Raw genomic sequence first — 20,134 nt, forward strand, 5'->3', positions numbered from 1 at the left:
GATGGAACCGATTAAACAGCATACAGGACTTGTCTTTCCTTTAAACAGGGAGAACGTAGATACCGACCAAATCATACCGAAACAGTTTCTGAAGCGGATCGAACGGCAGGGCTTCGGTCAATTCCTATTTTATAACTGGCGTTTCCATGACGATGGGACGCCACGCGAAGACTTTTCTTTGAACGATCCGAAATACGACGGAGTCTCCATTCTCGTCGGAGGGGAAAACTTCGGCTGTGGGTCGTCCAGGGAACACGCTCCCTGGGCCATTCAGGACTTCGGTTTCAAAGTCGTCCTTGCGCCGAGTTTCGCCGATATCTTTTACAACAACTGCTTCAAGAACGGAATTCTTCCGATTCAGATGCCGAAGCCGGTTGTGGATCAGCTGATGGAAAAGGCGGAAAAAGGAAAGTACGAGCTCAAGGTCGATCTTGAGAATCAAGTCATCGATGACGGCGATTTAGAGGTATCCTTTGATATCCAGGCCTACCATAAAGAGATGCTTTTGAATGGTTGGGACGAAATTGCTGTGACGCTGACGTATGAGGATAAGATCGACCAGTACGAAAACAAACCAAAAGGAGTGAAGACGTTGGGGATTTCTTAACGCTGGCTAAAGTGATGGATGCACAGGAACAATTACAGGAGGTGGTGCATCGTACACCACTTCAAACATCATCGACCTTCAATGCGAGAACCGGTCAGACGGTCTATTTGAAGATGGAGAATCAGCAGAAGACAGGAGCTTTCAAAATAAGAGGTGCGTCGTATAAGGTGGCTTGTTTGACGGAGGAAGAAGCGTCCTGCGGCGTGATTGCGGCATCCGCCGGCAATCACGCACAGGGTGTCGCTTATGCGGCGGCAAAACGCGGGATAAGGGCTGTTATCTTCATGCCCGAGCATACACCGAAAGCAAAGGTGGAAGCGACGGAAGGATATGGAGCACGCGTCGTCCTGACAGGCGAGTCGTTCCAGGAAGCCTATCAGGCCGCTCTGATCGAACAGGAGCGGACGGGAGCGACATTCCTTCACCCGTTCGATGATTACGAAGTTATGGCAGGACAGGCGACGGTGGCTGTCGAAATGCTTCAGCAGCAGCCCGATTTGGATCGGATTTTCGTGCCTGTCGGCGGCGGCGGGCTGATCAGTGGTATCGCCTTTGCAGCCAAGCAGCTGAAGCCGGAGATCCGTATCGTGGGTGTCCAGGCTGCCAAAGCGCCTTCGACGTATAACGCTCTTTATAAGAAAGGTCCGGAGAAGCTGACATCTGTTCAGACGATTGCTGATGGTATCGCGGTGAAGGAGCATGGGAAATTGACCTATACGTGCATCCAGAAATACGTGGATCAAGTAATCACGGTGGAAGAACACGAAATTGCCGAAGCGATGCTGCTGCTTCTTGAAAGAGAGAAGACGCTGGTGGAAGGTGCAGGCGCAACGGCTCTTGCCGGTCTGCTTCGTACATGCGGTTCGTTGGACAATGAACATTGCGGTGTCGTTATCAGTGGTGGAAACGTGGATCTTTCGCGTCTGCCTTTGATCCGTGAGCTGGCTAATCCGAAAAGGATGGTCATCGCCTGAGATGACCGATCGAGGCAGTGGATAGTTTCCCCTGCCTCTGTTCCTTTTAATCACAGTAAAAGAGCCCGGTCTCTGAAGTCAGAGATACGGGCTCTTTGTGTTTGCTTATTTCAGGAGATCAATCAGAAGCTGATTGAACTTTTCTTTTTCATCGTAAACCATCCCATGGCCGCTGTTTTCAAAAGGGACGAGTGTGCTGTCCGGAATATTCTGGTCCATCACTTCTGAAAAAGCGAAGTCGCAGATTTCATCCTTCTTCCCATGGATGAGGAGGGTGGGGACGTTTATCTGTCCGAGCTCGTCGCGCAGGTCTTCATCCCGCAGTGATTCGGCGCAGGCGATCGTTCCGTGCGCGGATGCCTCCAATCCAAGACCGAGGAACCATTCTTCAAATGATACCGACAACTCGGAATGGTAGAAACCGGAGCCGAAGTCTTTCAAGGCGGCAGGGCGGTCATTCTTGATCGCTTCTATCAATTCATCTACTTCCTCCGTTTCCATGCCGTACGGGTATCCGTCACGTTTCGTAAAGCTCGGGGCAGCCGCGCCGGCAAGAATGAGATGGGCTAATTCCTCTCCGGCATATTTTGTTGCATAACGGACAGCGATCGGTCCACCCATGGAAAATCCAACGAGATAGAAGTCCTTCAGCTGCAAGTATTGGGTGACCGTCTTCACATCATGAGCGAGCGTATCATAATCGTAGCCGGAAGCCGGTTTATCCGATTTGCCGAAGCCGCGCATGTCGATGCCGATGAAACGATAGCCCTGCTTCGGCAGTTCGTTCATTTGGTATTCAAACATTTTATGGTTGAGCGGCCAGCCGTGCAGAAATACGATCGGCTGGCCTTCTCCGATATCCTCTACATATAACTCTACCTGGTGATCTACTTCAATATAGTGGGACATGTCGCAGCAAAACTCCTTTTTAATGAGATGGTAGGATTATTCCCTCTGATCCATCAATTAAACTAAATTGACTTTTTGTCCATATGCTATTGACCTTCCACCTACTGGAGACTTTATAGTATTATTTGTAATAGATAATGATAATCGTTATCAATTAAAAACAGGAAGAGTCGATCGTATGAAGCGTAGGTATTTATTCATTCTTTTAGCGGTACTGTCTTGGTTATCGCTCGTCATCGGTGTTTCGGATCTGCCGATGCTCCAAGTACATACATGGGATGAATCGCAGTGGAAGGTATTCTGGGTGAGCAGATTCCCGCGGCTCGTCAGTATCCTTATCGCCGGCATGAGCATGGCGATCGGGGGATTGATTATGCAGCAGCTGAGCAGGAACAAGTTCGTATCCCCGACGACTGCCGGAACGATCGATTCCGCACGGCTCGGAATCGTTGTGGCGCTTCTTTTGTTCTCATCAGCGAGCCCGTTAATCCAGACGTTGATTGCGTTTCTCTTCGCATTGGCGGGGACGATGTTGTTTATGAAGATTCTCGATGGAATCAAGCTGAAGGACGCAATCCTCATTCCGCTTGTCGGGATCATGCTTGGGAATGTCATCGGTTCGATCACGACATTCTTCGCCTATCAGTATGATTTGATCCAGAGCATCGGATCATGGCTCCAGGGCGATTTCTCAATGATTTTGAAGGGGGACTATGAGCTGCTTTATCTCAGTATCCCGCTTGTCATTCTCGCATACCTCTTTGCGCATCGATTCACGATCGCGGGAATGGGCGAAGATTTCTCGAAGAATCTCGGGATGAACCATAAGCAGGTCGTCTACATAGGTTTGTTCATCGTCGCACTGATGACTTCGGTCGTTGTCCTGACGGTGGGATCGATTCCTTTTCTTGGCTTAATCGTCCCGAACATCGTCTCAATCTACAGGGGGGACCACTTAAAGAACAGTATCAGCCATACGGCGCTGCTTGGTGCATTATTTGTCCTCGCCTGTGACATTATTGGAAGAATCATTATTTATCCGTATGAAATCCCGATCGGCGTGACGGTCGGAGTCATCGGAAGCGGTCTGTTCCTCTATTTATTGTTTAGGAGAAAAGCGTATGCGGCATAAGTACAAATTCATTTTATTAACCACAGCAGCTGTTCTGTTCATCGCTTTGTTCCTGTTCACAGATTTGCGGCATGTCGAATATGTCCTGCCGAGGCGGCTCATGAAGGTTTCGGCGATCATCCTGACGGGAGCGGCAATCGCCATCGCAACACTCGTGTTCCAAACGATTACGAACAACCGGATCCTCACACCGAGTATGATCGGTCTCGATTCCTTGTATATGCTGCTGCAGACGGCATTGATCTTTTTGTTCGGCTCAGCGAATCTGACTTTCTGGAACAACTACGTCAACTTCGGGCTGTCGATCGTTCTGATGATCGGATTCGCGCTGATCTTGTATAAACTGTTGTTCAAAGGGGATGGACGACCGATCTATTTCCTCCTCCTTGTCGGTATCATTCTAGGGACGTTCTTCTCGAGCCTGTCCTCTTTCATGCAGGTGCTGATCGATCCGAACGAATTCCTTTTGATCCAGGACAAGATGTTCGCGAGCTTCAACAATGTCCAGACAGAGCTGCTGGTAATCAGTGTGATCCTGCTGGTCCTTGCGTTCCTTTATTTATGGAGATTCATGAAATATTTAGACGTTCTGTCCCTTGGAAGGGATCATGCCGTCAACCTTGGGGTGCCTTATGATGCAGTAATCAAGCAGCTTCTCGGAATCATTGCCGTATTCATTGCTGTCGCGACTGCTCTTGTCGGTCCAATTACGTTCCTCGGCCTGCTTGTTGTCAATATCGCCTATCATTTCATTCCGACTTACCGGCACAGGGATTTAATGGCGGCTTCTGTACTGATCTCGATCATCGCCCTCGTCGCCGGTCAATGGATGGTGGAGCACGTCTTCACATTTTCGACGACGATCAGTGTCATCATCAACTTCGTCGGAGGCTTATACTTCATCCGACTTTTGTTAAAGGAGAATCGATTACGATGAATGTATTATCTGTGTCGAAAACATACGAAAACAAAAAAGTGGTGGACGATGTCTCAATTGATATTCCAAAAGGTAAAATCACCTCGTTGATCGGGCCGAACGGAGCCGGAAAAAGCACCGTCCTTTCCATGATGAGCCGGCTTCTCTCAAGTGATACCGGTTCGATTATGATCGAAGGCAGGGAAGTAGAGGCGTGGGATTCACAGGAGCTTTCCAAAAAGCTCGCCATCCTTCGTCAGTCCAACCACCTCACTGTCAGACTCACAGTCAGGGAGCTTGTTTCTTTCGGAAGGTTCCCTTATTCGAAAGGACGATTGAAGAAGAAGGATTGGCAGAAAGTAGACCAAGCCATCGACTATATGGAACTCGGGGATATTCAGGATCAGTTCATTGACCAGCTTAGTGGCGGTCAGAAACAGCGGGCTTTCATTGCAATGGTCATTGCGCAGGATACGGAGTATATTCTGCTTGATGAACCGTTGAATAATCTGGATATGAAACACTCAGTCCAGATTATGAAGGTACTCCGCCGGCTTGTCGATGAGCTTGGCAAGACCGTCATCGTCGTCATCCACGATATCAACTTCGCAAGCGTCTACTCCGACTACATCGTCGCACTGAAGGACGGTAAAGTACGGAACCAGGGACCTGCCGATGATATGATCTGCCGAGAGTGTCTGAGTGATGTCTATGACATGGACATTCCTGTACAAAACATCAATCAAAATAAAATATGCGTCTATTTCGCATAAGAAGAGGTGGAGAATATGAAAAAATCATTAATAAGTTTGTTGTCTATGCTTACCCTTGTTTTATTGTTGGCTGCATGCGGAAACAGTGGAGAAGCGGAAGAGAAAGCTTCCGCAGATGAAGAGGGGAAGAAGGAAGAGGTTACGATTGAACACGAGCTTGGAGAAACGACGCTCGAAAAGAACCCTGAACATGTCGTCGTTTTTGACTTCGGTACATTAGACACGCTGGACTCTCTGGGTGTGGAAGTGACAGGGCTTCCTCAAATGAACATCCCTTCTTACTTATCCAAATTCGAATCGTCCGACTATAAGAATGCCGGGGGATTAAAAGAACCTGACTTTGAAGCGATTTATGATATGGACCCTGATTTGATCATCATATCCGGACGTCAGGCTGATCTATATGAAGACTTTAAAGATATTGCTCCGACCATCTATGTGGAGCTGGACGCGGAGAATTACATGGAATCATTCAAAGGAAATGTAGAAATGATTGGTAAGATCTTCGATAAAGAAAAAGAAGCAGAAAAACAGTTGCTAGATGTCGAGGAGAATATGAAGGCCCTCCAAGAGAAGACAGCCGGTATAGATGGGAAAGGATTAATCACACTATCCAACGGCGGAAAAGTAAGTGCGTATGGACCGGGCTCCCGATTTGGGATCATCCATGATGTATTCGGCGTCCCTGCGGTGGATGAAGACCTGGATGTTTCGACACATGGGCAGAATGTTTCCTATGAATATATTGCCGAGAACAATCCTGACTATTTGTTCGTCGTCGACAGAGATGCTGTAGTGAACGGCGAAGCTGCAGCCAAACAGACGATCGAGAATGACCTTGTCAAAGAAACAACGGCATTCAAGGAAGATCAAATCGTTTATTTGGACCCTGACATTTGGTATTTATCCGGCGGTGGATTGACTTCCGTTCAGATGATGGTGGATGAGATCGACAGTGCCGTCTCGAAATAAGGGGGATTCGGAAGCGGGGGATCATTCCTCTGCTTCTTTTCTTCTATTATAATAAATATAAAAAATGAGATAAGGAGGGAAGGGATGAAACGGAAATTCACCATTGGTCAAATGTCGAAGCTGCATAACCTTCCCGTCAAGACTCTCCGTTATTATGATGAGATTGACCTTTTTAAACCGCATGAAGTGGATAAGCGGACAGGGTACCGCTATTATTCCACAGATCAATTCGAGCATTTAAATACGATCCATTATTTAAGAGAGCTTGGCATCCCGTTGAAAGAGATCAAGGATGTATTTGATAGGAGAGATGTCGACTTCTTTTATCATCTGTTGAAACGGCAGGAAGAGGAAGCGGACCGACAGATCAAGGCTCTTCAGAAAGTGAGGCGCCGGGCGCGTAACCGTAAGGAGGAACTGCAGTGGGCAAAGCAGCTGCAGACATGGAATGTACCGATTATTAAAAGAATTCCCGAGCGCCACATTCTGGAGTGGCGGGAGTGCATACGTACAAAGGAAGAGTTGGAACTTGCGCTGCGATCGCTTGAGAACAAGTGTGGGAAGCGTGCATCCATCTTCATCGGTGGTGTCGCTCTGACTGCGGACGTCGAAGAAATCAAGGCAGAGGACACCTATGCCCACCAATCGCTTCTTCTTCTCTCGGAAGAAATGGCAGATGGACCTCATGCCGCCGTCCTTCCAGACCAAGAGTATGTCTGTCTTTACTGTAAAGAGAAACGCGTGACGGTCAAGGACCATTATGAGACAATCTTCCATTATTTAAATGAGGAAGGCTATGAAGTGAACGGGGAGGCGATCGAACGGGTGATCATCGATGATTATGTGACGAAAAACCCGGAGGAGTATCTCTCGGAAATTCAAATACCTGTAAGGAAGATACAGTGAAACCCGGGAATGGAACCGTCCCGGGTTTTTTCATGTTCTTATTCACATTCAAAAAATGTCACGCTTAGACCGGACTTCTCTATACGAGGAAGACCACCGGCATCGTAGCAGGCATTAACGAGCCCTTCCACTTCCATATGAGAGGCCCGGATGTCCCACCCGATCAAACCGCCGATCCCAATAACAGTAACAGCGGTGAACATAGCGAAAACACGGCTTCTTGTCCAACGGATACTCAAAAAAAGCTCAACCTTTCTTATAAAACTACTGATTCTCTACTTACAAGCATAATATTCCATTAGGTTGGGGGCAAGTCCATTTGGGAAAGAAAAGCAGGAGAATGCCTCTCCAAAGGAGAAATGTTTTTAAAAGGAGGGGATGGTCGATGGCTTATGAACAAAAAACAAAGCCGACAGAGATGGATGTCGACAGTTTCATTGATTCCGTCGAGCAGCCGAGGAAGCGCGAAGACGCCAGGGAGCTTGTAAAGATCTTTGAGGAGACGACGGGTTATGAAGCCCGTATGTGGGGGGCGAGCATCATCGGTTTTGGGACCTATCATTATAAATATCCGACGGGACATGAAGGCGATGCACCCCTCGTTGGATTCTCCCCGCGCAAAGCGAACATCAGCCTGTATTTTGCGACCGGAGATCCGGATCGCTCTGCACGGCTTGCGGACTTAGGGAAACATAAGACCGGAAAAGCATGTGTGTATATTAATAAACTCGCCGATGTGGACACCCTTGTTTTGAAGAAGCTGATCAGGCAGTCCGTCGCTTTTCTTCAGAAGACGTATCCTGAATAAGTTTTTTCGAAATAATTAGATAAATAGACGGGATTCCAGTTGAAAATAAACCGGAGCTCTTATATCATATTGACTATAAAGAGAATACGAGTATGGGATTTTTCTCAGAGGAGTGTAGCTATGTTAAAAGAATCGGATTTTCCTACAGATGAATTGAAAGAACAATGGATTAAAGTGCGTAATAGAAAGCTGGAAGAGATGGCACAATACATCCAGCGTTACTTCCATCTGATCAAAGTAAGGGAAAACAAGAACAGCTACGAGGTCCAGGGGTATTTCTACCAGCCGGGATTCGGCGAAGTGAAGATGGCCTTCGAATTCAGCTATGAGAATGTGGCCAAGTTCACTGACCTCTTTGACGAACCGATTGAAGATATAAAGTGAGAGAATTGATTCTTGGAGGAGAGTAGGGCTACGGGGAATGAGACGCTTTCCACGAGGCGGCCGGTGAGCCTCCTCATCGCGTTGCTCTTCCGGTGTCTCACCTGTTCCGCTAATCCCGTTGGCGTCTGCCCATTCCCTTCCGCCCTTTGCGGAAATTTTCCTTCTCTCATTCGTTTCGTTATAAGTAAGATGAAATGGAGTTTAAAAGGGAACCGGTGTACTTACGTTATAAATATGGGTTTCTGTTTGAGTTTTGCAACAGTTTGAAAAAAAGCCTTCATCCCCAGTGGATGAAGGCTTTTTTTCATGATAAAGGTCAGGACTGCATCATTCGGTAATAGTCGTAGATGGCCTGGGTTCCTTTGTCTTCGCCCCCGGCCTCCTGGAAGCGGTCGTACAGTTCCTTGGCGAGTTTCAAACCTGGAACAGGAATGTCCATGGCCTCTGCGGATTCGATAGCGATCGCCATGTCTTTGATAAAATGCTTCACATAAAAGCCCGGTGCGAAGTCCTCATTGATCATACGCGGTGCAAGATTGGACAAGGACCAGCTCCCCGCCGCTCCTGCTTCGATGCTCTTCAGGACACGCTTCGGGTCAAGCCCCGCTTCTTCGGCATATAGAATGGCCTCTGTAACGCCCAGCATGCCTGCTGCAATAGCGATCTGATTAGCCATTTTCGTGTGCTGGCCGGCACCGGCCGGACCTTGGAGGACGATATTTGCTCCCATCACTTCCAACACTGGACGGACGGCGTCATAATCGGCTTGTTCTCCACCAACCATGATGGTAAGCGTCCCGTTTCTCGCGCCGATATCCCCTCCGGATACGGGAGCATCGAGAGCGTGGATGCCTGCAGCCTTCGCCTTATCCGCGATTTTTGAAGCAAGGGCAGGAGAAGAAGTGGTCATATCGATGACGTAGGTACCTTCTGTTGCATGCTCTAAGATGCCGTTTTTTCCGAAATAGACTTCCTCAACATCTGTCGGATAGCCGACAATCGTGAGGATGATGTCCGAGCGGCGGGCAAGCTCTGCAACACTATCCTCCCAGACCATCCCTTCCTTCAAGAGTTCTTCTGCCTTCGCTTTTGTTCTTGTGTAAAGATGGATATCATAGCCTGCTTTTTTCAAATGACGGGCCATGCTTTTACCCATGACGCCTGTTCCTATGAATCCGATTGTAGTCATTGCGGACATTCCCTTCTTATGTAAATGATGGTTGAAATCTCGGCTTGAAGAGGAAAGAAAAGTATGAAAAATATAGGAAAAGTATAGCAGGAAACCTCGTAAGGACACAAGAAATGATAGAATGAAATGTAAATTAGTGGAATAAGGTAAAGATATATAAAAGTTAGTTTGGGAGGCAGAGAAGCATGGTCATCGACACGAAAACACACTTTAAGCAGTTGGAAGAGAGTCATTTAAGAACAGATGTAAGAGAATCGCCGGAAAAGTTAGGGGAGATTCTTGCGGAAGATTTTTGGGAAATCGGAAGCTCAGGAAAGAAATACGATAGAGAAGCATGTCAGAAAGGCGTGGTCCAGGGGGAGATGGAGCTCTATCATTTTGAAATCCAATCGCTCGCCGATGATACGGTGCTGACCACCTACTACCTTAAGGAGAAGACAAGGGAACGCAATACCCTTCGCAGTTCCATATGGAAGCTGATGGAGGGGCGCTGGCGCTTGTTCTTCCATCAAGGCACCATCACAGATCTGAAAGTGGAAGAGTACGCTCTGTAAACAATACAGGTTCGATCTCTAGCCGCTGCCTGTTTGGATTGCTGTAATAGTAAGGAACAACGAAAGAAGGTCTGAGAATTACTTTAAAAAACAAATAAAAAAACCTTCCGGCCAAGAGACCGGAAGGTTTTTGGTTACTTCTCTTTATGGAAAAAGTCAGTGAATGCGTGGAAGATCTCCGCACTTTGGTAGATAAATAGAGAACCTGCAGTAAGTGAGAACATTCCAATCATAATCATACGAAACCATAGCATCGTTTTTCTCCTCCTTTGATCATTATCGTTCAATGGGTCAAAGGAGTTTCGCTCACATAATTAGATTGATAGAATATCGGGGTAAGGAACACCCGTCTTCGTGTCTGCGACTGATACGCCGCAGTGTAAACAAGAAGAAGTGTGGCGGCCAGAATGGTAATAGATGTGACCGCAATGGCGTCTTTGTTCAGGGATAGGTCCCCGGAGGACTCTCCGTTATCCAAGACGACATTCTTCTGGATATCCACCTGCATACTCGGGCTGTGCACATGATGGACCATGACCATCGACGCGACCAGGATCAACATGGCTGTCAATATCTTAAGCTGTTTATTCATCCTCGCCCCTCCTTGTAAGTGGATAATGTTAATATTATATAACAGACCATCTGAAAATTGAACTGTTTTGATTGTAAAGATTTCTGAACAGCTGTTCAGGTCCTTTTTCATAAGTCCTTTGATTTATTGAAGCAAGTGGTAAAATGTACTAAAATTTATTTAGGAATGAATGATCATTCCGCTTTTTGGAGGAGAGAATCACCATGAAGACAGCAACTACGAAACGAGACGACATTCTGGACAGCGCCTTGACCCTGTTCGCCGAGCGCGGCTATGATGCCACGACGATTCCTATGATTGCGAAGGATGCGAACGTAGGGGCAGGAACGATCTATCGGTATTTTGATAATAAGGAAGTCCTCGTTAATACGCTGTTTCAACAGTATGTGCATGTGTTCATTACGATGCTTAAAGAAGGGTATCCGGCTGACAAAAGTATCCGGGAACAGTTCCATCATCTGTTCCAGCGGATGGTCCGGTTTACGAACGAGCATGACCATGCTTTATACTTCCTGAAAACACATAATGCTGCTTATTTTTTGGATGAACGAAGTGAAGAAGCGTTTACGGAATTGTGGAGCATCCTCCGCGACTTCGTGGAGGAAGGGAAGAAAGCGAAAGAAATACGCGATTTGCCGACAATGGCCTTGATTGCCATTATTTTCGGCAGTTTTCTCGAATTGCAGCAGCTGATCCGCTCTGGTGATCTGAAAGTGGAAGAAGCGCTTCTCTGTGGAGTAGAAGACAGCTGTTGGGACGCTGTGCGCCATCATTCCTGATGGGGCGGAGCTTCCTTAACCCACAAACGGAATGAATGTTCATTCCGCAATTATTGAAAGAGGTGACGGTTCATGTCTCAATACAATCAACTGCCAAGACCGAAAACATATGGACCATTAGGAAACTTACCGGCCCTGGATAAAGAAAAGCCTGTCCAGACGTTTATGAAGATGGCGAAGGAACTCGGTCCGATCTATCAATTTGAGTTCCCCGGACGGACGAGTACATTCGTATCCAGTGCGGAACTCGCAGCGGAGATCTGCGATGAGAAACGCTTCGATAAAAGTGTTGGTCCTGCACTCCAGAAAGTACGGGCCTTCGGAGGAGACGGACTGTTTACGAGTGAAACAAGCGAGCCGAACTGGAAGAAAGCCCATCAGATTCTTCTGCCGAGCTTCAGTCAGCAGGCGATGAAAGGCTACCATGACAAGATGCTCGACCTCGCCACCCAGCTCGTTCAGAAGTGGGAACGATTGAATGCGAGCGAAGAAATTGATGTCCCGGAAGATATGACGCGCCTGACCCTGGATACGATCGGTCTGTGCGGATTTAATTTCCGTTTCAACAGTTTTTACAGAGAGGATATGCACCCGTTCGTCGAGAAAATGGTGCGTGCTCTTGATGAATCCATGAGCCAGACACAGCGGCTCCCATTCCAGGATAAACTGATGCTTAAGACGAAGAAACAGTTCGAGGCGGATATCGATGATATGTTCAAGCTTGCCGATGAGCTGATAGCGGAGCGGAAACGGAATGGAGATAACGGGGAAAACGATCTGCTATCCCATATGCTGGAAGGGAAAGATCCTGAGACGGGCGAAGGACTGAGTGATGAGAATATCCGTTATCAAATGCTCACCTTCCTCATTGCCGGACACGAAACGACGAGCGGTCTGCTTTCCTTTGCGCTTTACTTCCTTATGAAGAATCCCGATAAGCTTCAGAAAGCCTATGAAGAAGTGGATGCCGTGCTCGGCGATGACGTTCCGGATTATAAGCAGGTGAAACAGTTGAAATATGCCCGCATGATCCTCAATGAAACACTGAGACTATGGCCGACCGCGCCGGCGTTCACCGTCTATGCGAAGGAAGATACGACACTGGCAGGTAAATATTCCGCTCAAAAAGGAGAAGTGTTCACGCTTTTGACTCCGGAATTGCACAGAGATACAGCCGTGTGGGGAGAGGATGTCGAAGCGTTCTGTCCGGAGCGGTTTGAGGATCCTTCCAAAATTCCTCACCATGCATTCAAACCGTTCGGTAACGGGCAGCGTGCGTGTATCGGACAGCAGTTTGCCATGCATGAGGCGACGATCGTCCTCGGTATGGTCCTTCAGCAGTTCGAGCTGATTGACCATACGAACTACGAGCTGGATGTGAAAGAAACGCTGACACTGAAGCCGGAAGGGCTGACGATGAAGGTACGCCCGCGTGTGGAGAAAACGGCCTTCTATAACCCGGAGGCGAAAGGGCAGGAAACAAAAGCACATGATACACCACCTGCCATTACGAATGACGGACACGGGACGCCGCTTCTGTTCTTATATGCATCCAATATGGGGACAGCGGAAGGAGTCGCCCGTGAGCTTGCTGAAAAAGCATCTTCCCTGGGGTTTGCAACGGATGCGGCCCCGCTCGACAGCCGCACCGGGGATCTGCCCGAAGAAGGAGCGGTTATTTTCGTTTCTGCTTCTTATAACGGTCACCCTCCGGACAATGCTGTTCAGTTCATGGAATGGATTTCAACCGCAGAAGAAGGCGCGTTGAACGGCGTTTCCTACACGGTGTTTGGATGTGGAGACCGCAACTGGGCGACGACTTACCAGAAGGTTCCACAGGAAATCGATCGTTATATGGAAGCGAAAGGTGCAGAACGGATCGTTCCGCGCGGGGAAGGGGATGCCGGCGATGATTTTGACGGTGACCTCGAGAAATGGCAGGAGAAGCTGCGGGACGGTTTGGCTGCTCATTTCGAATTGGAAGTGGAAGCAGGAGAGAATTCCACAAGCTCGATTGCTCTGAAGTTCGTCAGTGGAACGTCCTACACACCGGTAGCCCGTGCCTACGATGCCTTTACAAGTGAAGTAGCAGCGAACCGCGAACTGCAGAAATCAGGCAGCCGGAGCACCCGTCATCTTGATATCAAGCTTCCTGATGGAGTGACTTACCAGGAAGGAGATCACCTTGGTGTGCTTCCGGAAAATGGGGAAGAGCTCCTCGCTCGTGTCTGCACCCGCTTTGATGTGAAAGCGGAGGATTACGTCCTGCTTGAAGAGGGTTCCGGGAAGGCGAAGCACCTTCCATCCGGACAGCCGATCAAGCTTGGGGACCTGCTTGCTTCCCACGTCGAACTGCAGGAACCGGCAACGAGGGCTCAGATTCGTGCCCTTGCTGCCTGCAACCCTTGTCCACCGCATAAAGTGGAGCTTGAGGAACTGTTGGAAGACGAAACGTATAAGAGCGAAGTGCTGAAAAAACGCCGGACGATGCTGGAGCTGTTGGAGATTTATCCTTCCAGTATGATGGAATTTGACCAGTTCCTTGCGCTTTTGCCGGCACTAAAAGTCCGTTACTATTCCATTTCCAGCTCCCCGGCTAAAAACGACAGGGAAACAAGTATTACCGTGTCCGTCGTCGAAGATGAAGCGTGGAGCGGGACAGGAATTTACAAAGGAGTAAGCTCCAATTACCTTGCCGAACGGAAGCCGGGAGACCGGATCGCCTGTTTCATCCGTACACCGGAAACGGCTTTCCACCTGCCGGAGAGTCTGGAGACGCCGATCATTATGGTCGGTCCGGGGACTGGGGTCGCCCCTTTCCGCGGTTTTCTGCAGAAACGCAGCCTTCAGAAACAGGCAGGTGAAACGCTTGGAGAAGCGCACCTGTACTTCGGGTGTCGTCATCCGGAAGAGGATTATCTTTATGAAGAGGAATTGCAGGCAGCGGAAGCGGAAGGAATCGTCACTCTTCACACCGTCTTCTCGAGAGTCGGTGCAGAGAAATGCTACGTCCAGCATATAATGGAAGAGGATGCAGCGAAGCTGGTAGACCTGCTTGACAATGGTGCGCATCTCTACATCTGTGGAGACGGAAGCAGGATGGCACCGGATGTAACCGCAATGCTTCAAAGAAGTTATCAACATATCCATGATACGGATGAGCAGACAGCCGTCGAATGGCTGAATCAACTTGAGAAAGAAGGCCGCTTTGCCAAGGACGTCTGGGCAGGTGCCTGATTGGAACGCCTCCTGATTTTTCAGGAGGCGTTTTTTCTTTGATGGAAAAGTGGTTTTTCTGTTGAAGAGCGGGCTCCGGCTTTCCACGGGCTCTGCTGTTCCCTTTATCCACTCCCAGCGCCCAGCAGCTGAAATGCCTTTTGTTTATACTTACATAAAAGGAAATCGTTTACATTATTGCGGATCGGGGAAAGTACCAGCATGCTGTCTTTTTTTGGTAGGTGGAGCTTGGCGGAGAAGTCAAGGGTGTCATTTAACAAATAAGGGAGGAATCCTCATGGGTGGAAATCGTGCGGTGGCCTATACAGGAAACGGTGGCGTGACGGTAAAGGAAATTGATTTTCCAGAATTGGTATTGCGGGATGGTCCGGGAGTGAATCCAAAGAATGTCGGCAGGAAGTGTGAGCACGGCGTTATATTAAAAGTGGTCTCGACAAATATTTGCGGGAGCGACCAGCATATGGTCCGTGGACGGACGACGGCCCCGGAAGGACTGGTGCTCGGCCATGAAATAACCGGAGAAGTGATGGAAACGGGAAGGGACGTCGAATTTGTGAAGAAAGGGGATCTCGTCTCCGTTCCATTTAATATAGCCTGCGGGCGCTGCCGCAACTGTATAGAAGGGAAGACGCATATTTGTCTGAATGTGAACCCCGACCGGCCGGGGTCGGCCTACGGGTATGTCGATATGGGCGGATGGGTCGGCGGTCAGGCGGAATATGTCATGGTCCCCTATGCAGATTTCCAAGTATTGAAGTTCCCGGATAAAGACGAAGCGATGGAGAAGATGCTGGATTTGACGATGCTCTCTGATATTTTCCCGACCGGTTTTCATGGTGCTTATACGGCCGGCGTACAGATGGGTTCGACGGTTTATATTGCAGGTGCCGGCCCGGTCGGTCTGGCCGCAGCCCATTCTGCCCAGCTTCTCGGGGCATCGACCGTCATTGTCGGGGATTTAATAGAAGAAAGACTGGAGCAGGCGAGAAGTTTCGGCTGCGAAACGATTAATGTTGCCAAGCATGATGATCTATCCGAACAGATTGATCAGATCCTCGGTGCTCCGGAGGTGGATGCCGCTGTCGACTGTGTCGGCTTCGAAGCGCACGGACATAATCACGAGGAAGCTCCTGCCGCGGTGCTGAATTCGGCGATGAAGGCAGCGAAGGCCGGCGGTGGCCTCGGTATTCCCGGACTCTACGTCACGGAAGACCCGGGCTCCTCTGATGAGGATGCCCGCCGTGGGACGCTGAAGCTTGATTTCGGCCTCGGTTGGGCGAAAGCACAGACCTTCGTTACTGGTCAGACGCCTGTCATGCGCTATCACAGAGGATTGATGATGTCGATTTTGAAAGGGAAGGCGCAGATTGCCAAGGCGGTGAATGCGACCGTAATCGGTCTGGACGAAGCACCTCAAGGATATGAAGCGTTCGATGACGGTGCGGCGAAGAAATTCGTCCTTGATCCACACGGACTCTTGAAGAAATAGAGGGTGGAAAAAGCGCCTCGGGAACGGGGGGCTTTTTTCTGATGGGGGAAGTTTCTTCCGACCTGTCCTCATCACGCACGAAGGGACAGGACGGAGGGGGTCGAAAGGATTACACTAGAAGGGAGGAACCAGTGGTTTCCTTAGAGGAGGAAAGGCATGACTGAATTTTATGTAGATGTTTTACAGGTGCGGAAAGACGCATTTCTAGCCGGGGAAGAGCTGGGGAGATACTGGCGGGACCATCCGATGCTCGACAATATAAAAGCGATGACAAAGGAATCGATTGACATGGAGGAATGTCGAGCCATCTTCCGTCATTTCGATCCGGTCCTCCTTGAAGAGCTTGAAGGCGTGGCTGCAGGCGTGGGTATTTCTTATGCGGAAGCGGCCGCCTTGTTCAGCGGATATGACGTCCCGAAAGCGGAGGGCATGGGCTGTTCTGCTTTGTTGACACCTGGCTATTATGTGCGGAATTATGATTTTACTCCCGCTCAATACGAAGGTGTTTTTCTCCTTCAGCAGACGAAAGATGTCCTTGCATCTGCCGGCTATACGCTGCAGCAGTTGGGAAGGTATGACGGCGTCAATGAAGCCGGGGTGGTCATCGGACTGCATTTCGTCAGTCATCACAGCTACAGGGAGGGCGTTGCCCCATGGCTTGCCGTTCGAATGGTGCTGGATCAGTGCCGGAACGCAGAGGAAGCGGTCGATGTATTGAAAGAGGTTCCACATGCTGCCTGTTACAACTTTTCGGTCGGGGACGACACGGGAGCCCGCGTGATTGTGGAAGCATCTCCTGGCAGGGTAGTCGTTCATCGCTCGGATGATGTCCTTGGCTGTTCGAATCATTTCGATAGTACTCCTTTAATGGATAGAAACCGAAAGAATGTCCACGTTTCACAGAAAAGAAAGCAGGACATGGAACAGCTTGTCCTGCCGGATCAGAAGGCAGCGTTCGATCATTTTCGGAATCCGGATTCTCCCCAATTCTTCCATCATTATAGAGAAATGTTCGGAACGCTGCATACCTTTTCTTACTATTACGAGACAAAAAGAATCCTGACGACGATTGCCCGGTCACACGAAGTGCTGGATGTACAATGGGAGGAATGGGTGCGGGGGACGGATATCGACACGGGGAAGATGAAAGGCAGAATTATAGAAGGGGGCTGAAAGGAAATGTGGAAGAGAGAGGTAGTGGCTACGAAAAGAGGAGCTTTCGAAGTGTTTACGAAAGGAAAAGGAGCACCGTTATGTGTGACCCATCATTATTCCGAATTCAATGAAACGGGAGATTATTTCGCGGATACGTTCACGGAAACCCATACCGTTCATCTTATTAACCTGCGCGGAGCAGGGGGTTCGGTTGAAGCGGAAGAGCCTTATCAACTCGGCATGCTCGAGACGGTGTTTGATTTGGAAGCGGTCCGGGAAGCGCTGGACTATGAGAAGTGGGCATTTGCCGGCCATTCCATCGGCGGGATGCTTGGTGTCCTTTATGGTATTTTCTTCTCGGAAAAATTGAACGGGGCTGTTATCACCGGCTCTGCAGCCAGAGACTACGCTACGCTTTCTCCTGCGTGTATTTACAACCCCTCCCACCCGCAGTTTGAGAAGATGCAGCAGCTGATCGAAACGTTGAAGCTCGATACGCTGTCGGAAGCGGAACGGAAGGAGCGGACAATGGAGCGGACGAAGCTATCCCTCGTCGATCCGGATGCGTATCCGGCTCTCTTCGATAAACCGATACATAAGCGGATCGCTTCAGAACGGCTGAATTTCTTCAACCGTGAATTCCCTTTATTTGATGTGACGAGGAAGCTCCCCTGGATCACGACGCCCGTTTTAATTCTTTGTGGGAAGTTTGACGTGCAGTGTCCGCTTGAATACTCCGTAGAAATGGAGCAGCTCATTCCGGATGCCTCTCTGATCGTTTTCGAACAAAGCAATCATTATCCATTCCTTGAGGAGCAGGAGAAATTCAAGGCGGAAATCCAACGCTTCACAGAGACGCTTGCCGCCCGTGCCTGATCTTCGTGAAAAACGTGGCATGAATGCCTGCTTCTGTCATAGAATATTCGTGGGGTGAGAATATGCCGAGAGTGAAATATACAGATGCAGATGTCGCTTTGATGGCGAGGATGATGCGGGCCGAGGCGGAAGGGGAAGGGAAGCAGGGCATGCTGTACGTCGGAAACGTCATTGTCAACCGGGCCAAGGCGGACTGCCTTGACTTCCGGGATGTGCGGACGATCCGTCAGGTGATATTCCAAGTGCAGGGCAACAACTACTCTTTCGAAGCGGTCCAAAAAGGGAATCTGTTCTACAACCGTGCCCGTTCCATCGAAAAAAGGTTAGCGAAAAGAAACCTGGATTACTGGCGGGAACATCCGGCGAAGTATGCTCTTTGGTATTTCAATCCGTATGGGCCGTGTCCACCGACGTGGTACGACCAGCCGTTCGCCGGCCAGTTCAAGAACCACTGCTACTATGAGCCGCAGCCGAACACGTGTGACAGTGTTTATATCGGTAACTAGAAGAAGAAACGATTATCCGAGCCCGGGTAATCGTTTTTTTTATTGATGGAGAGTGGGAAGTGGCTTGGAAAAGGAAAAGGACGGTGCAGCATCGAATAATATCTAAGATGTATGTTTGGAAAAGGGAGGATTTACAGTGGTCACGATATACATAACCAGGCACGGGGAGACCGTGTGGAACAGGGAAAAACGAATGCAGGGATGGCAGAATTCACCCCTGACGGAACAAGGAGAAAAGGATGCCGCATCGCTTGGAGACAGGCTCCGGAGTACCGAATTTGCCGCCGTATATTCCAGTCCGAGTGGACGGGCGCAGCAGACGACCGAGTTGATCCGGGGAGAGCGGAAAATCCCCGTCTATCTGGAGGAAAAGCTGAAGGAAATCCACCTTGGAGAATGGGAAGGACGGACGCAGGAAGAAATCAAAACGGACTTTCCGGAAAGCTTCGACATGTTCTGGAACGCACCACATCGTTATCTTCCTCACGGTGGAGAAACGTTTGAGGCATTCCGATCACGAATTGACGCCTTCCTGGATTCGCTGGCCTATCATTCGAACCAAAACGTGCTGATCGTAGCACATGCAGTCGTCATTAAATGCATGATGCTGATACTGAACGGGAAACCGCTCGCTTCTTTATGGGATCCGCCGTTCATCCATGGGACGAGCGTAACCGTCGTCCGACTGGAAGACGGGCAGTGTGAGGTGCTTCTGGAGGGAGATACCTCTCATATAAATAGAAATGAAGGAAAGGGAAAAGCGATGCAGATTGTTAGAATGAAGGAAAAGCACGACCGGGAGATGGAGCGGATTATTAAGCAGTCCCTGGAATCGTTCGGGTTGGATATCCCCGGCACTGCTTATTATGACCCTGAGCTTCCTCACCTGTCCCATTTTTACGAGAGGACACCGTTTGCTGAGTATTGGGTGGCGCTGGATGATTCAGGGGAAGTGTTGGGCGGTGTCGGAATCGCACCGTTTGCTGAGGAAGAAGGAGTCTGTGAACTGCAGAAGCTGTATGTGAAACCGGAGGCGCAGGGGCGGGGAATGGCTAAAGCACTGATGGAGACGGCTCTGGATTATGCGGCCCGCCATTACGAGTACTGTTATTTAGAGACAGTAGAGAAACTGGAGGCTGCCAACCGTCTGTACCGGAAGTTCGGCTTTTCCTTATTGGAAGAGGCGCTGGCCGGTTCCGGACACGGGGCGATGGACAGCTGGTATAAGAAAAAATTGTAGAAATCCTTTATGGCTGGAGCGTCGTCTCCAGATTATTTTATTTGCTTTCATACATCTATTTAAAATGAGAATCATTTTCAAATATAGTGAAACGAACAAGCTCCCTCCTTCGTAGATTGAGAAGGAGGTGGACCGA

General features: G+C 49.2%; 21 protein-coding genes. 17 read left to right on the plus strand and 4 right to left on the minus strand.

The features are described from left to right. Window position 1 precedes the first annotated feature (1 nt). The gene (gene leuD, locus AXG56_RS01925) at window positions 2-607 is read left to right on the plus strand and encodes a 3-isopropylmalate dehydratase small subunit (protein WP_008636491.1); all 606 of its coding nucleotides are present in this window, start codon (window positions 2-4) and stop codon (window positions 605-607) included. 14 nt (window positions 608-621) lie between these two features. Continuing rightward, window positions 622-1,581 (plus strand): threonine ammonia-lyase, encoded by a 960-nt coding sequence (gene ilvA, locus AXG56_RS01930; protein ID WP_035388525.1) that lies wholly within the window; start codon window positions 622-624, stop codon window positions 1,579-1,581. A gap of 105 nt (window positions 1,582-1,686) precedes the next feature. On the opposite strand, the gene AXG56_RS01935 is transcribed toward ilvA, so the two are convergent. After that, a complete protein-coding gene (locus tag AXG56_RS01935; protein WP_008636489.1) occupies window positions 1,687-2,490 on the minus strand; it encodes an alpha/beta fold hydrolase in 804 nt (267 codons plus the stop codon). Window positions 2,491-2,668: 178 nt separating this feature from the next. Between AXG56_RS01935 and AXG56_RS01940 the strand changes: the two genes are divergently transcribed. The 5 genes from AXG56_RS01940 (at window position 2,669) to AXG56_RS01960 (ending at window position 7,189) form a co-directional block, all read left to right on the plus strand. Beyond that, complete coding sequence (locus AXG56_RS01940) at window positions 2,669-3,622, plus strand: ABC transporter permease (protein WP_008636488.1); 954 nt, start codon at window positions 2,669-2,671, stop codon at window positions 3,620-3,622. Further along, window positions 3,612-4,559, plus strand: coding sequence for an iron chelate uptake ABC transporter family permease subunit (locus AXG56_RS01945; protein ID WP_062512978.1), 948 nt, complete (start codon window positions 3,612-3,614; stop codon window positions 4,557-4,559). The genes AXG56_RS01940 and AXG56_RS01945 overlap by 11 nt, the downstream gene beginning before the upstream one ends. Then, complete coding sequence (locus AXG56_RS01950) at window positions 4,556-5,311, plus strand: ABC transporter ATP-binding protein (protein WP_062512980.1); 756 nt, start codon at window positions 4,556-4,558, stop codon at window positions 5,309-5,311. The genes AXG56_RS01945 and AXG56_RS01950 overlap by 4 nt, the downstream gene beginning before the upstream one ends. A gap of 15 nt (window positions 5,312-5,326) precedes the next feature. Next, window positions 5,327-6,283, plus strand: coding sequence for a siderophore ABC transporter substrate-binding protein (locus AXG56_RS01955; protein WP_062512982.1), 957 nt, complete (start codon window positions 5,327-5,329; stop codon window positions 6,281-6,283). Between the two features lie 84 nt (window positions 6,284-6,367). Beyond that, window positions 6,368-7,189 (plus strand): MerR family transcriptional regulator, encoded by an 822-nt coding sequence (locus AXG56_RS01960; protein ID WP_062512984.1) that lies wholly within the window; start codon window positions 6,368-6,370, stop codon window positions 7,187-7,189. Window positions 7,190-7,227: 38 nt separating this feature from the next. On the opposite strand, the gene AXG56_RS01965 is transcribed toward AXG56_RS01960, so the two are convergent. Continuing rightward, window positions 7,228-7,428, minus strand: coding sequence for a hypothetical protein (locus AXG56_RS01965; protein ID WP_008636482.1), 201 nt, complete (start codon window positions 7,426-7,428; stop codon window positions 7,228-7,230). A 146-nt stretch (window positions 7,429-7,574) separates the two neighbouring features. Here AXG56_RS01965 and AXG56_RS01970 point away from each other — a divergent pair, with 146 nt between their 5' ends. Then, window positions 7,575-7,997 carry a DUF1801 domain-containing protein gene (locus AXG56_RS01970; protein ID WP_008636481.1) on the plus strand — a complete coding sequence of 141 codons (423 nt, stop codon included), beginning with the start codon at window positions 7,575-7,577 and terminating at the stop codon, window positions 7,995-7,997. Between the two features lie 120 nt (window positions 7,998-8,117). Further along, window positions 8,118-8,381, plus strand: a complete 264-nt coding sequence (locus tag AXG56_RS01975; RefSeq protein WP_008636480.1) for a hypothetical protein — start codon at window positions 8,118-8,120, stop codon at window positions 8,379-8,381. Between the two features lie 316 nt (window positions 8,382-8,697). Here AXG56_RS01975 and AXG56_RS01980 read toward each other — a convergent pair whose 3' ends face one another. Then, window positions 8,698-9,570, minus strand: coding sequence for an NAD(P)-dependent oxidoreductase (locus AXG56_RS01980; protein WP_008636479.1), 873 nt, complete (start codon window positions 9,568-9,570; stop codon window positions 8,698-8,700). Window positions 9,571-9,755: 185 nt separating this feature from the next. On the opposite strand from AXG56_RS01980, the gene AXG56_RS01985 reads away from it, so the two are divergent. Beyond that, the gene (locus AXG56_RS01985; protein WP_062512986.1) at window positions 9,756-10,124 is read left to right on the plus strand and encodes a DUF4440 domain-containing protein; all 369 of its coding nucleotides are present in this window, start codon (window positions 9,756-9,758) and stop codon (window positions 10,122-10,124) included. Window positions 10,125-10,407: 283 nt separating this feature from the next. On the opposite strand, the gene AXG56_RS01990 is transcribed toward AXG56_RS01985, so the two are convergent. After that, window positions 10,408-10,716 (minus strand): hypothetical protein, encoded by a 309-nt coding sequence (locus AXG56_RS01990; RefSeq protein WP_008636477.1) that lies wholly within the window; start codon window positions 10,714-10,716, stop codon window positions 10,408-10,410. A gap of 203 nt (window positions 10,717-10,919) precedes the next feature. Here AXG56_RS01990 and AXG56_RS01995 point away from each other — a divergent pair, with 203 nt between their 5' ends. The 7 genes from AXG56_RS01995 (at window position 10,920) to AXG56_RS19855 (ending at window position 19,998) form a co-directional block, all read left to right on the plus strand. Further along, window positions 10,920-11,495: a TetR/AcrR family transcriptional regulator gene (locus AXG56_RS01995; RefSeq protein ID WP_062512987.1), complete on the plus strand. Its 576-nt coding sequence runs from the start codon at window positions 10,920-10,922 to the stop codon at window positions 11,493-11,495. A gap of 72 nt (window positions 11,496-11,567) precedes the next feature. Continuing rightward, window positions 11,568-14,732 carry a bifunctional cytochrome P450/NADPH--P450 reductase gene (locus AXG56_RS02000; protein ID WP_062512989.1) on the plus strand — a complete coding sequence of 1,055 codons (3,165 nt, stop codon included), beginning with the start codon at window positions 11,568-11,570 and terminating at the stop codon, window positions 14,730-14,732. Between the two features lie 277 nt (window positions 14,733-15,009). Next, window positions 15,010-16,221, plus strand: a complete 1,212-nt coding sequence (gene fdhA, locus AXG56_RS02005; RefSeq protein WP_008636474.1) for a formaldehyde dehydrogenase, glutathione-independent — start codon at window positions 15,010-15,012, stop codon at window positions 16,219-16,221. A 156-nt stretch (window positions 16,222-16,377) separates the two neighbouring features. After that, window positions 16,378-17,394, plus strand: a complete 1,017-nt coding sequence (locus tag AXG56_RS02010) for a C45 family peptidase (protein ID WP_062512991.1) — start codon at window positions 16,378-16,380, stop codon at window positions 17,392-17,394. A 6-nt stretch (window positions 17,395-17,400) separates the two neighbouring features. Further along, a complete protein-coding gene (locus tag AXG56_RS02015; RefSeq protein ID WP_008636471.1) occupies window positions 17,401-18,252 on the plus strand; it encodes an alpha/beta fold hydrolase in 852 nt (283 codons plus the stop codon). Window positions 18,253-18,314: 62 nt separating this feature from the next. Then, window positions 18,315-18,758, plus strand: coding sequence for a cell wall hydrolase (locus AXG56_RS02020; protein ID WP_026578419.1), 444 nt, complete (start codon window positions 18,315-18,317; stop codon window positions 18,756-18,758). 136 nt (window positions 18,759-18,894) lie between these two features. After that, window positions 18,895-19,998: a GNAT family N-acetyltransferase gene (locus AXG56_RS19855; RefSeq protein ID WP_369815260.1), complete on the plus strand. Its 1,104-nt coding sequence runs from the start codon at window positions 18,895-18,897 to the stop codon at window positions 19,996-19,998. Window positions 19,999-20,134: the final 136 nt, after the last annotated feature.

Source organism: Halobacillus sp. KGW1 (assembly GCF_001592845.1).
Lineage (GTDB): Bacteria > Bacillota > Bacilli > Bacillales > Halobacillaceae > Halobacillus.

What these genes read in the sequence shown, in the direction of transcription:
- fdhA (WP_008636474.1), top strand. Translation starts at nt 15,010, where the DNA reads ATGGGTGGAAATCGTGCGGTGGCCTATACAGGAAACGGTGGCGTGACG.
- AXG56_RS01935 (WP_008636489.1), bottom strand. Translation starts at nt 2,490, where the DNA reads ATGTCCCACTATATTGAAGTAGATCACCAGGTAGAGTTATATGTAGAG.
- AXG56_RS01955 (WP_062512982.1), top strand. Translation starts at nt 5,327, where the DNA reads ATGAAAAAATCATTAATAAGTTTGTTGTCTATGCTTACCCTTGTTTTA.
- AXG56_RS01945 (WP_062512978.1), top strand. Translation starts at nt 3,612, where the DNA reads ATGCGGCATAAGTACAAATTCATTTTATTAACCACAGCAGCTGTTCTG.
- AXG56_RS01970 (WP_008636481.1), top strand. Translation starts at nt 7,575, where the DNA reads ATGGCTTATGAACAAAAAACAAAGCCGACAGAGATGGATGTCGACAGT.
- ilvA (WP_035388525.1), top strand. Translation starts at nt 622, where the DNA reads ATGGATGCACAGGAACAATTACAGGAGGTGGTGCATCGTACACCACTT.
- AXG56_RS02000 (WP_062512989.1), top strand. Translation starts at nt 11,568, where the DNA reads ATGTCTCAATACAATCAACTGCCAAGACCGAAAACATATGGACCATTA.
- AXG56_RS01980 (WP_008636479.1), bottom strand. Translation starts at nt 9,570, where the DNA reads ATGACTACAATCGGATTCATAGGAACAGGCGTCATGGGTAAAAGCATG.
- AXG56_RS01995 (WP_062512987.1), top strand. Translation starts at nt 10,920, where the DNA reads ATGAAGACAGCAACTACGAAACGAGACGACATTCTGGACAGCGCCTTG.
- AXG56_RS01940 (WP_008636488.1), top strand. Translation starts at nt 2,669, where the DNA reads ATGAAGCGTAGGTATTTATTCATTCTTTTAGCGGTACTGTCTTGGTTA.
- AXG56_RS01985 (WP_062512986.1), top strand. Translation starts at nt 9,756, where the DNA reads ATGGTCATCGACACGAAAACACACTTTAAGCAGTTGGAAGAGAGTCAT.
- AXG56_RS01960 (WP_062512984.1), top strand. Translation starts at nt 6,368, where the DNA reads ATGAAACGGAAATTCACCATTGGTCAAATGTCGAAGCTGCATAACCTT.
- AXG56_RS02010 (WP_062512991.1), top strand. Translation starts at nt 16,378, where the DNA reads ATGACTGAATTTTATGTAGATGTTTTACAGGTGCGGAAAGACGCATTT.
- AXG56_RS01975 (WP_008636480.1), top strand. Translation starts at nt 8,118, where the DNA reads ATGTTAAAAGAATCGGATTTTCCTACAGATGAATTGAAAGAACAATGG.
- AXG56_RS01990 (WP_008636477.1), bottom strand. Translation starts at nt 10,716, where the DNA reads ATGAATAAACAGCTTAAGATATTGACAGCCATGTTGATCCTGGTCGCG.
- AXG56_RS02015 (WP_008636471.1), top strand. Translation starts at nt 17,401, where the DNA reads ATGTGGAAGAGAGAGGTAGTGGCTACGAAAAGAGGAGCTTTCGAAGTG.
- AXG56_RS01950 (WP_062512980.1), top strand. Translation starts at nt 4,556, where the DNA reads ATGAATGTATTATCTGTGTCGAAAACATACGAAAACAAAAAAGTGGTG.
- leuD (WP_008636491.1), top strand. Translation starts at nt 2, where the DNA reads ATGGAACCGATTAAACAGCATACAGGACTTGTCTTTCCTTTAAACAGG.
- AXG56_RS02020 (WP_026578419.1), top strand. Translation starts at nt 18,315, where the DNA reads ATGCCGAGAGTGAAATATACAGATGCAGATGTCGCTTTGATGGCGAGG.